The organism is Fluviicola sp. (assembly GCF_030151805.1).
GTDB lineage: Bacteria > Bacteroidota > Bacteroidia > Flavobacteriales_D > Crocinitomicaceae > Fluviicola.
Map to the genome: position 1 here is coordinate 1 of NZ_JASLCN010000404.1, position 10,057 is coordinate 10,057.

The following is a 10,057-nucleotide window of genomic DNA, read 5'->3' on the forward strand; positions in this document are numbered from 1 at the left end:
CAGAAAATGAAAAACAGGATCCGCTTAACTCTGTGTGGACTACGGGAAATTTCAAAAGACACCTAAATTCTCGTACAAGAGATTTTAATAAAAAGGGGCTGTCGCAATTTCCCAATATTACGACAGCCCTTTGTTTTAGCGGTTTTCACATGAAAAACAACTGATTTCTAAAGGATTTGGATGATCAGTCTATTTTCACTCGCGGGTTCTTTAAAATTCGTCCATTTCCATTTATTACCAAGTTGGCGTAATTCCGCAATATTACGTCACTAGTTTATTTTAGAAACTACATTATAAGTGGAAAATCTGTTTTATAGCGCTTCTCTCTAAACTTTAATCATTTCATGATCTCCGTCCCAGTCATCCGGATCTTTGTATTTGAGAATCAACTTTTCTCCATTTTCAAATTCCAGCGTGATTTCATTGTCTTTGCAATAAACCGACTGAATGACCTGGTTTTCGACTTCGAATTTCTTCGCATAATCATGATATGAATAGGATTCATCTTCCAGATCAATTTCTCCCCAGTTTTCCCAAACTCCGAAACACACATCGAGGTAGTATTGTGACCAACTGATTCCTTCCATTTTGATGTAAACCAGGATCGGGCCATGTTCCGGATTTTCCGGATCTTCCACACCGATAAGTTGTTCCAGTTTCTTTCCTTTGGCACTTTTCACCTTAAAATTGATGTCCTGGAACATCCGTCCTGCTGCCGCCTGTTTACTCATGAAATTTTGTTTGTCCGTCAAATATAACGGGATTCGATCAATACTACTTGTTGATCAGAAGATCGGATTAGTTTGTTTTCGGTTCTTTTCTCCTCATAACCAAAGCTGTAATCAACGCAAACAAAATCCCCATCGGAAGAATTTCCATGTATGTTACTGCAGCATTGAAGAACGGATTCTGATACATCACCATAAATTCCTTCATTTCCTTGCTTTGTTTCGCAATTTCAGCAGCACTTGCTCCGCTTGCCACCAATTCCTTGTGGGTACATTCCACGAAATAATCCATAAAATCCGTGCCGACTCCGAAGAAATAAATCAGCCAGGTAATGACATAAAATGTCGAAGCAACCAGGGCAATCAAAAGCCCGACTTTCAATGCTTTTCCGAAAGTAATGACTCCGCCGTTGTATTTATCCCGGTAATTTTTAACTCCTACAACCAAAAATATGTTTGCAATAACCATCGAAGTATAACCGAGAATCATTCCGATACTCATGTGCATTTCCTTCGGCACAAAAAACATGGCTATCAAAACCCAAATCGCTGCAATCAAACCGGAAATTGTTCCGTAAACCAATACATTTCTTTTCATCTTTTCTTGTTTTAATTTTCGACAAAAGTGAGAATCCATGGGCTTTCCGGGCTCATACTTTCGGGTGATTTCGGGTTTAAAGCGAAATAATTCCCAAACGTTTAGCCGATTCTACTGCCTGGGTTCTCCGTTTGACATCCAGTTTTTCAAATAACCTGGAGCAATGTGTTTTGATGGTATTCAGAGAAACGAATAAACGCTCTGCAATTTCATGGTTACTCAAACCCTGAGCCATCAATTCCAGCACTTCCAACTCGCGCTTACTCAAACCAAGTTGTGCAATGATTTCCTCATTCCGCACGAAAGTTTCCGAATTTCCGACGTAAATGGTTTTCTCCACCAATACCGTTTTGGGTTTGGATAAATGACGCGCTACCCAAATACCAAGAATGGTGAAAATGACCGCTATTGCCAAAGCATACAACTCCGTTGCGCGGTCAATGAGTAACAGTCGAAATTCAAGCCAGCGCATCAGGAACAGTAATCCGGCGAGTGAAATCCCGTAAAGTAAAATGAGTTTATATGAACCGAAAATCTTGCGAAACATCTTTGTACCTGAACAGCAAAGATAGGTGAATTGATTCAGACCGGAAAGGTGGCTATTATATCAGAAGCAGACCCGACTTTGCTCAGCCTGCTTCTGGTGTTAATTATTTCCTCTTTTAATGCGCAACAGCTTTTAATCCGACAATGGAACCGATCAAAGTGATGATGAAAAATATTTTCCAGAAACTAATCGGTTCTTTGAAAATGAAAATTCCTACCAAAACTGTTCCCACCGCCCCAATTCCGGTCCAAACTGCATAAGCCGTTCCGATGGGTAAAGTCTGAATGGCTTTCATGAGCAGCAACATACTGATCACAATTGAGACAAAGAATCCTGTATACCACCAATACACCGCATTTCCGGTGGAGATTCTTGCTTTTTCCAAACACGACGCAAAAGCCACTTCAAATAATCCGGCTACGATCAACACAATCCAATTCATACTTACAGCGTTAAAAGAATCAATTTCTTTATTGATTTATTTCTGCAAAGTTCCGAAAGAGTTTTCAGGAAACATTTTACAAATGATAAAAAATGCTTTTACTATTTCGCACGAATCCTGCTCAAACTCACTTGTGTGATTCCCAAATAGGATGCAATGTAGCCGAGTTGCACTCTTTTTATGAGATCAGGATTGGTTTCCAGCAATTCGGTGTAACGCTCCAGGGCAGTTCTGAATTGCCTGGAAATTAAGCGTTCTTCTGTCCGTATCAGTTCCTTTTCCGCAAAGCGCCTTCCCCAATTGGCAATGTGAATATCGGTTTCAAACAGGTGTTTCAGATCACTGGTTTTTAATTCCAGCAGCTCGCAATCTTCCAACAGTTCGATATTTTCATAACCCGGCAGGTTTTCCACATAACTTTTCATCGAAATAATGGTCTGACCTTCCGAACCGAACCAAAACGTGATTTCGTTATCGTTCTGATTGGCATATGCCCGGACAATGCCTTTTTTGATGAAATAAATGCCGGATTCGACTTTTTCCGCCCGAAGCAAGACATGTCCTTTCGGATAGGAAACTTCCGACAAACAAGCTTTCAACGCTTCCCGTGATTCTGCGGGCAAAACCGCTATTTCATCCATCAGTGCATCTGCATTCATTAGACCAAATTAGAGATTCCTTTTTATACTTGCAGAACCCGCTGAATATTTATTTGCTCCAGGAACGATTCGTCGTGTGAGACAAGCAACACCGTTCCCTCGTAAGCCTGAACTGCTGAAGTCAGAATTTCAATACTTTCTAAATCCAGGTTGTTTGTGGGTTCGTCCAATACAATCAAATCAGGTGCCTTCACTCCGAGTGTCAGACAACATAAAATCAAACGCATGCGTTCTCCGCCGCTGAGTACGGCACACGGTTTGTCCCAATCGTTTTTATCGAACAAAAAGTAATTCAGGCGCGTTTTCACTTCATGTTCCAGCAAAGCGGTTTGATTGAATTCACCAGCCTGTTCATAAACATTGAATTGATTGTTTATCAATGAATAATCCTGGTCAATGTAAACCGATTGATTTATTACCCGGAAGATGGTTCCTTCTGTCGGTTCTGCATTTCCAAGAATCAACCGGATCAAGGTTGTTTTTCCGGAACCGTTTGCGCCTTTGATTGCAATTCGCTCACCGCTGTTGATTTGGAAATTCCTGCTTTCCTTCCATAACATGGAATCTGAATACGCATAGTTCAACCGGTCGGCTTTCACCAATACTTTCCCCTGGTGCAAATGTGACGAATCGAAACCGAATTTCATTTTCTCCAAATCGGGCAAAGACCTTCTTAACTCGTGCAAGTCTTTCGAAATTCCTCCGATTTTATCTGCATGCGCGTTTTTCAGTTTGGAAGTGCTTTTTTCGGCATTGTTTCGCAAAGTATTCAGCATAATGGTCGGTACTCCGGCTTTTTCCTGTTTCTTTTTGCCACGGGAATCCAGTTTTTGCTGACGTTCCATCGTTTCCCGCTCCTTTTCTTTTGCTTTTCGGAGTGTTTTCTCCATGCTGCTGACTTCCTGGCTCAGGGCTTTTTGTTCGATGTTGCGCTGTTCCCGGTAGAATTCATAATTTCCTCCGTAAGCGGTTATTCCACGTTTGTCCAGAACACAGATCTTGTCCAACAAATTCAGTAATTTCCGGTCGTGACTTACGATCAATAACGTTTTCGAAGTCGATGCAATGAAATCAAACAACAATTGCCTGGAAGCGACATCTAAGTGATTACTCGGTTCATCCATCAAGACAAGTTCGGGTTGATGAATGAGGATTCCAGCCAAAAACACTTTGGTTTTTTGTCCACCGCTTAATGATTTCATGGATTGATTCAGATCCAATTCGTCCAGCTTCCAGTAATTCAAAGCTTCCCGGCAACGGTCTTCGATCGTCCAGTCGTCATTGAGGATTTCGAGGTTTTCTTCAGAAGCATCTCCCGACAAAATGGCGTGAAAGGCCTGCAGTTTTTGATCAATCTGCAAAGCCCCGGCAAGTGTCAGATCATCGAATTGTCCCACAACCTGGGGAATATAATACGATTCGGATTCTTTTTTAAGCAACCCGGATTGCAAAGGAATTTCTCCTGCAATGATTTTCAATAAGGTTGATTTTCCGGAACCGTTATTCCCGATCAATGCAACTTTATCGTGTTTATGAAGTGTTAACTGGATATCGTCAAACAACCGATCACCCGTAGGAAGGGTGTATGAACCATTCTGTAAAATAAGCATGTTTTCTTGTGTAAAAGGATGAATACGCGAATGAATCCTCCCGGATCTCATTTGTTTATTACTCTTCAAGAAAATGCTCCTACATGGTTGTATTTGTTCGTTTTGAGATGCAAAAATAACGATTTTCTGTGTTTTTTCAAATGGTGTGTTACTTACTTTAACCATAAACACACTAAGAACATGAGGATTCATTGCTTCTTTTTCAGGCTTGAAATCATGGATAGACATCCCGCAGTGGCGGGACAAGTTGTGTCTATTAGCCCAGTAGCAGTAAGGGATTTACACAATTTTATGTCCAAAAAAAATTTCCGGGTCTTGTCGAAAATCCGGGTCATTTTTCCGAGTATTAAATTGCCCGCATTTGGTTTCCTTTCGCATTATGGGTTACTTCAGCAAGACCTAGTTTTTCCATCAACGGCGGAACATACATTCCGAAACGTCCGCGAAGTCCTTTCTTCAAGCCATACCAACCACCATTCGGATTGTTTTCAGAACGTCCCCAGGCTTCAACCGTTCCTTCTTTTGCCGGTTTTTGCTCATCCGCACTTCCCAGCTCCATCCAATCGCCATGCTTTTTAAGCATTTCGTGCAAATCAGTTAAACAAGCTGCATCGTAAATAAGGGTCGTTTTACCAACAATACACATAATCACTTCTTTACCGTCTTTCACATCTCGATACATTTCGTAATCGGATGTCAATGGTGGAGTTTTCAATTTCCACGGATTTTCTTTTGTTCCTTCGTTTGCCATTGTATCGTGTTAGGTATTATTTCAAAATAGAAATCAGAATGTAATTATTTATTTTGTCTTTTTACACAAACAACAAAATCAACGTCAAAATCAATCCTCCCAATGAATAAAGCAATCCTGTTTTGAAAGCCTTTGTTTTGGGCAGATACATCCAGAATGCGGAAATCACGAAGAACAAAAGCGACACACCGAAGAAAACGTTCAGCCAGTAAAGCGGATCGTCCGTGGTTGCTTTGTGCAGATGCGTCATTTTGTCGAGAATGTACGGAAGTTCTTTCGTTTTGATGTGTGCTACTCCGGTTTCCCTGTTGTAATCTCCATTTCTGAAATACACCACATCACCTTCTTCCCTTTCGAACTGATATTTACGAATTCCCAGTTCTTTTCCCACTAATTCATTCTTCACATGCGGCGCTATTTTCACTTCCTCCGTTTTCTCTGTTTTCAGAAAATCCGTATCGCGAAAAATCAGTACTATTCCGCTGATTGCATAAACTGCCATGATTCCGGCAAGGAAAAAACCGAGGTATCTGTGGATAACCCGCATCGAAAATCTAGAATTATTCATGCGGTAAATTTAATGATTCAACGGAAGTTTTACCACACTACCAGCAGCGATTTTATAAGAAAGTCATCATGAAGTTCAAAATATGAGAGCTTGTGATGCCTCTTTCATAGGCTTCAAAAAACTATGTGTTCTATGTTAACTATTGTGGTTGAAAAACAAACCACATAGAAACATAGGCCACATAGCGAATAGTATGTTCCTATGTCGTTAAACAAACAATTGAAGCATAAAGAAATGCATTGAATTAAAACTCTTCGTCGATCAATTCCTTATTCGTCATCGCTCCGGCAAATGTTCCGGCAGCTACCGCATTTGAAACGGAACGCATTTGAGTGGTATTATCTCCGCAGGCAAAAACTCCGGGAATGCTGGTTTTCTGAAATACATCTACTTCGATATGACCGGACGGACCAAAATCACAACCCATTTTTTCAGGAATATCGGAATGCTGTTCAAAGGGAAGTTTTGCGTATAACGCTTTCAGATTGAATGAAGTTCCGTCTTTGAAAACCACCGCTTCTATTTGGCCAAGAGTATGTGTTAAAGAAGCTATTTCGGTTTCATTCACTTTGATCCCCTTCTTTTTCAATTGTTCCGTTTGCTCATCTGTCATGGTCGATTTCCCGTTGGTAAAAATCGTCAGGTCTTTGGTCAGATGATGTACCATTTTCGAAAATTCATAAGCAACGTCTCCGTTTGCCAGAAGTCCGGTTTTCTCACCGCGCACTTCGTATCCGTGACAATACGGGCAATGAATCACCGAAATTCCCCAACATTCAGCGATTCCTTCTATTTCAGGCATGATATCACGAACTCCCGTTGCGAAAATGAGTTTCCTGGCTGTGAAAATTTCTCCGGTTTCAGTGGTTATCTCAAACCCGGAATCTGTTTTTTCTCCACGAACTGCCCGACCGGCATAAAAATGAACCGTTTCGTATTTCGAAACTTCTTCTTTTGCTTTGGAAGCGATGGATCGCGGAGTTTCACCGTCGTGTGTCAGGAAATTATGTGAATGTGGTGTTTGCTCATTGCAAGGTTTTCCGCTGTCGATAATCAGTACTTGTCTTAAAGATCGTCCCAGGGATAATGCTGCTGAAAGCCCGGAATAGCTCCCGCCTATAATGATTACGTCGAAATTGCTTGTATTTGTCATGTTACTGAATGTTGTATGTGTATTTACAACAAAAATACAGCTAAATTTTACTATTGCAACTTTATTGCATTAATAAATTTATTCGGCGGAAATCAGTTCACTTTTTTCATCGGAAAAGTTTGTCTCTTTGTTTCTCCGTTTCGAACCCCGGAAATTTCCGCGACCAATGAATCTTCACGGATCTTCGTATAAGAAATAACCTGAGGGAAATCATGTTCCGGGTTTTCGAATACGAGTTCTTTCTCCGAAATCTTTTTCAGCGCAAAACGAACCGGCTCACCATTATTCTGATTACCCACTGTCGGGATGTAATAAAGCTGATTTTCTTCATATACCAGGCGGATCCGTTCAAAAACCATTGTATCCTGATTTTTCACTTTGTAGCTTTTTCCTGCAAATTCATTTTCGCCGTTTTTTGTCCAGGTTTCATAAAGAATACCTCTCGAAGTGGTGTTTTTCCAGGTTCCCAGCAGCCATTCGGCCTTTTTGATCTGATTATCCTGCAAAAAAGTCCAGCTGTAACAGAGAATTGCTCCTAAAAATAAAAATCCGATCGTTTTTTTCATCTTGAATTGATTTGTTGGAGCAAAGTACCGAAGATTCCAGTGGATTAAATTGTAAAAACGCGACAGGCTAATCGGAACCGTAAAAAAGAGCCGATAGTTTCAAATCATCGCCATAGAATTCTTTGGGTGTTAAGCCCGTAAATTCCTTGAAATCCTTGATAAAATGAGCCTGGTCGAAATATTCCTCTTCATGAGCCAAAGCACTCAGGTTCGTGAAATCGTTTATCAGTAAGCGTTTGATGACGGTTTGAAGCCGTACGATCCGGGAAAGTTGTTTCGGGCTTAAACCAACTGTTGAAGCGAATTTTCGTTCCAATTGCCGGCGGTGAATCTGGATTTGACTGGAAAGTTCCCCGATCGAAAGTCTTCCGTTTGCAGTCACAATTGTTTCAACCGTTGAATGCACAATCCGGTCAATTACGGTGCTTTCTTTCAATAAATCCAACAGAAAACGTTCTGTTAATTTGATTCGTTCCGAAACAGATTTTGCTTCCAGGACTTCTTTCTCAATCTCAAGTCCCCGCTTTCCAAACAATGTACTCAGATCAACGGCTTTATTTTCCAGTTCTTTCAACGGCAATGCAGAAAACGGGTAAAAACCTTCCGGATTGAAACGAACCGCAAAAATCCCCGTTGCTCCGGTCGGTTCGATCTCCAATAGTTCGGTCAATTGCCCGATCACAAAACATTTGGGTTGAATGATGCTTTCTCCGGGATTGATGTATTGCCGATACAAATCACCGTAATGAAAAATCAGTTCCATGCATCCATCCGGAACGATCCGTTGTTTTTCCGGGACTTCTTCTGACGGAAATTCCAGGATCCAAAAGCATTTCACCCACGCTTTCAGCTCATCAACGGGTTCAAACGTTTGGTAATTCATTGTTTATTTCCCGAATAATTTCCCCCAGAATCCACCCTTTTTCGCATCTCCTGCTTTTATTCCCGGAATCGGTTCCGGAATATTCAGCTCTGAGGAATCCTTTGTCAGACTGCGAATTCCGTTGAACAAGGATTCTCCTCCGGGTGGAAGCGGCGTAATGGAGTCCAGCGGATAGAATTTGTTGTATCCATCCATTCCGACCGGGAAATTGGTTCGTTCTACCCAAAATTTGTCCAGCAAATCCGGTAATGGCTGCATGTTAATCTTTTCATCGAAGCTCTTTCGTGCCTTTTCGATAATGACCTCGTCCAGGTTGGATTTCACTTGTCTGAAATATGGAACTCCTTTCGTTGGAATGTGCAGCAAAAAGATCTGTGTTTTATCTCCGATCCGGTAGATATCCAGGATCTTGAAATAGCTGTTTGCATTGATACAGCAATGCCCGAAACGTTCGTTTGCAGGATTCACTTCATAGAGCTTCGCTGCTTTGTTGGAAGCAATTAAAAAGCGTGTATTGAATTTCATTCCCGCTCCTTTCCAGCTTACATCCAGGAAATAGCCGTTCCTTAGGATTTTATCTTTGGTAAATTGCTCCCGGACAGCCGGTTTCAGATCGCAATCCTTGTAGTAAAGCGTTGTCCCCGGATATGTCCAGTTGACAATTTCTTCGGTGTTTTTAAAGAGTTCATTTTCCTGCATATGGTCTGTCGGTAAGCTTATCGCCGAATTTTGGTCTTTGATTTCTTTTTCTAAAATTACAAAACTTATTATTCGGATCGAGCAAATAGGTATTCTTCTCTGTTTTTGCAATTTGAAGCTGTAATGTTTGTTGTTTGGAGTCAATCAAAAATGTCAATTCAACTGTTCCTTTCAGAAATTTCCAGGTTCCGGAATAACTCGCTTTATCGCTGATAAGCTTTACTTTTTTGAAATGCTTCAAAACAATGGATTGTTTTCCTATAAATATGGGAAATTCAAGCGTGTCCATCTTCGGTCTTGGTAAATCCTTAGGGAATCCATGAATTCGTTTGAACGTTCCGTAAACCATTTTTTGCTGTGAAAAAGCAGCAAATAAAAACAAGGTGGTAAATAAGAAGGTGGTTGCAATCTTCATATACGATTTTCAATTCTAAACGAGAAAAAAGTTGTTTGAGTATTTTAAAATGTTACTTATTCAAAACCAAGTAACTCATTCGAATCCAAAGATGTTTTGTCATCGCCTTGAAAATTTGCAATTGCATATACATGGTTTGAGAGTGAAATGAAAACTTTCGGTTCTTTTTCATTACAAATCTCTATGATATGAAAATAATCCCGAAACAAAATTTCATCCGGAAATTCTATACAAATACCATGAAGACTGTCTTTTGAGTCTTTCAGATCATTCAATTTATTTTTCACACTTTCAAGAGTCCTTCGATTTAGATCACCATCCGAACTCAAACGAATTGTTTTGAATTTCCATCGAGCTAACACAGCTTCCAAAATGTACTTTTCACCATCAATAAAGGGAAAAACAACCAGAATACTTTTTCCACTTCCAAAATCAATG

The 10,057-nt window shown here is 40.5% G+C and carries 14 protein-coding genes; all 14 read right to left on the reverse strand.

All coding sequences use genetic code 11. From position 1 onward, the window contains the following. Nucleotides 1–326: 326 nt before the first annotated feature. Nucleotides 327–731, reverse strand: coding sequence for a hypothetical protein (locus tag Q1V93_RS15265; RefSeq protein ID WP_300665846.1), 405 nt, complete (start codon nucleotides 729–731; stop codon nucleotides 327–329). Between the two features lie 67 nt (nucleotides 732–798). Beyond that, nucleotides 799–1,326, reverse strand: a complete 528-nt coding sequence (locus Q1V93_RS15270) for a DUF4199 domain-containing protein (protein ID WP_300665848.1) — start codon at nucleotides 1,324–1,326, stop codon at nucleotides 799–801. A gap of 76 nt (nucleotides 1,327–1,402) precedes the next feature. Continuing rightward, nucleotides 1,403–1,873: a LuxR C-terminal-related transcriptional regulator gene (locus Q1V93_RS15275; protein ID WP_300665849.1), complete on the reverse strand. Its 471-nt coding sequence runs from the start codon at nucleotides 1,871–1,873 to the stop codon at nucleotides 1,403–1,405. A gap of 115 nt (nucleotides 1,874–1,988) precedes the next feature. Continuing rightward, nucleotides 1,989–2,339 carry a multidrug efflux SMR transporter gene (locus Q1V93_RS15280; protein ID WP_300665863.1) on the reverse strand — a complete coding sequence of 117 codons (351 nt, stop codon included), beginning with the start codon at nucleotides 2,337–2,339 and terminating at the stop codon, nucleotides 1,989–1,991. Between the two features lie 77 nt (nucleotides 2,340–2,416). Then, entirely contained in the window at nucleotides 2,417–2,974 is a 558-nt protein-coding gene (locus Q1V93_RS15285; protein ID WP_300665850.1) for a cyclic nucleotide-binding domain-containing protein, read from the reverse strand. A gap of 23 nt (nucleotides 2,975–2,997) precedes the next feature. Then, on the reverse strand, nucleotides 2,998–4,584 hold the full coding sequence (locus Q1V93_RS15290; protein WP_300665851.1) for an ABC-F family ATP-binding cassette domain-containing protein: 1,587 nt from the start codon (nucleotides 4,582–4,584) through the stop codon (nucleotides 2,998–3,000). A 346-nt stretch (nucleotides 4,585–4,930) separates the two neighbouring features. Next, nucleotides 4,931–5,335 carry a DUF6855 family protein gene (locus Q1V93_RS15295; RefSeq protein ID WP_300665852.1) on the reverse strand — a complete coding sequence of 135 codons (405 nt, stop codon included), beginning with the start codon at nucleotides 5,333–5,335 and terminating at the stop codon, nucleotides 4,931–4,933. A 61-nt stretch (nucleotides 5,336–5,396) separates the two neighbouring features. Further along, nucleotides 5,397–5,903, reverse strand: coding sequence for a PepSY domain-containing protein (locus Q1V93_RS15300; protein ID WP_300665854.1), 507 nt, complete (start codon nucleotides 5,901–5,903; stop codon nucleotides 5,397–5,399). A gap of 244 nt (nucleotides 5,904–6,147) precedes the next feature. Further along, complete coding sequence (locus Q1V93_RS15305) at nucleotides 6,148–7,056, reverse strand: NAD(P)/FAD-dependent oxidoreductase (protein WP_300665855.1); 909 nt, start codon at nucleotides 7,054–7,056, stop codon at nucleotides 6,148–6,150. Nucleotides 7,057–7,148: 92 nt separating this feature from the next. Then, complete coding sequence (locus Q1V93_RS15310; RefSeq protein WP_300665856.1) at nucleotides 7,149–7,622, reverse strand: DUF6265 family protein; 474 nt, start codon at nucleotides 7,620–7,622, stop codon at nucleotides 7,149–7,151. A gap of 67 nt (nucleotides 7,623–7,689) precedes the next feature. Further along, nucleotides 7,690–8,505, reverse strand: coding sequence for a helix-turn-helix transcriptional regulator (locus tag Q1V93_RS15315; protein ID WP_300665857.1), 816 nt, complete (start codon nucleotides 8,503–8,505; stop codon nucleotides 7,690–7,692). Between the two features lie 3 nt (nucleotides 8,506–8,508). After that, nucleotides 8,509–9,204, reverse strand: a complete 696-nt coding sequence (locus tag Q1V93_RS15320; protein WP_300665858.1) for a hypothetical protein — start codon at nucleotides 9,202–9,204, stop codon at nucleotides 8,509–8,511. Beyond that, nucleotides 9,191–9,619 (reverse strand): hypothetical protein, encoded by a 429-nt coding sequence (locus Q1V93_RS15325; protein WP_300665860.1) that lies wholly within the window; start codon nucleotides 9,617–9,619, stop codon nucleotides 9,191–9,193. Before Q1V93_RS15325 ends, Q1V93_RS15320 begins: the two co-directional genes overlap by 14 nt. 56 nt (nucleotides 9,620–9,675) lie before the next feature. Continuing rightward, nucleotides 9,676–10,057 (reverse strand): hypothetical protein (locus Q1V93_RS15330; RefSeq protein ID WP_300665861.1); only part of this gene is annotated, 382 nt, incomplete at its 5' end.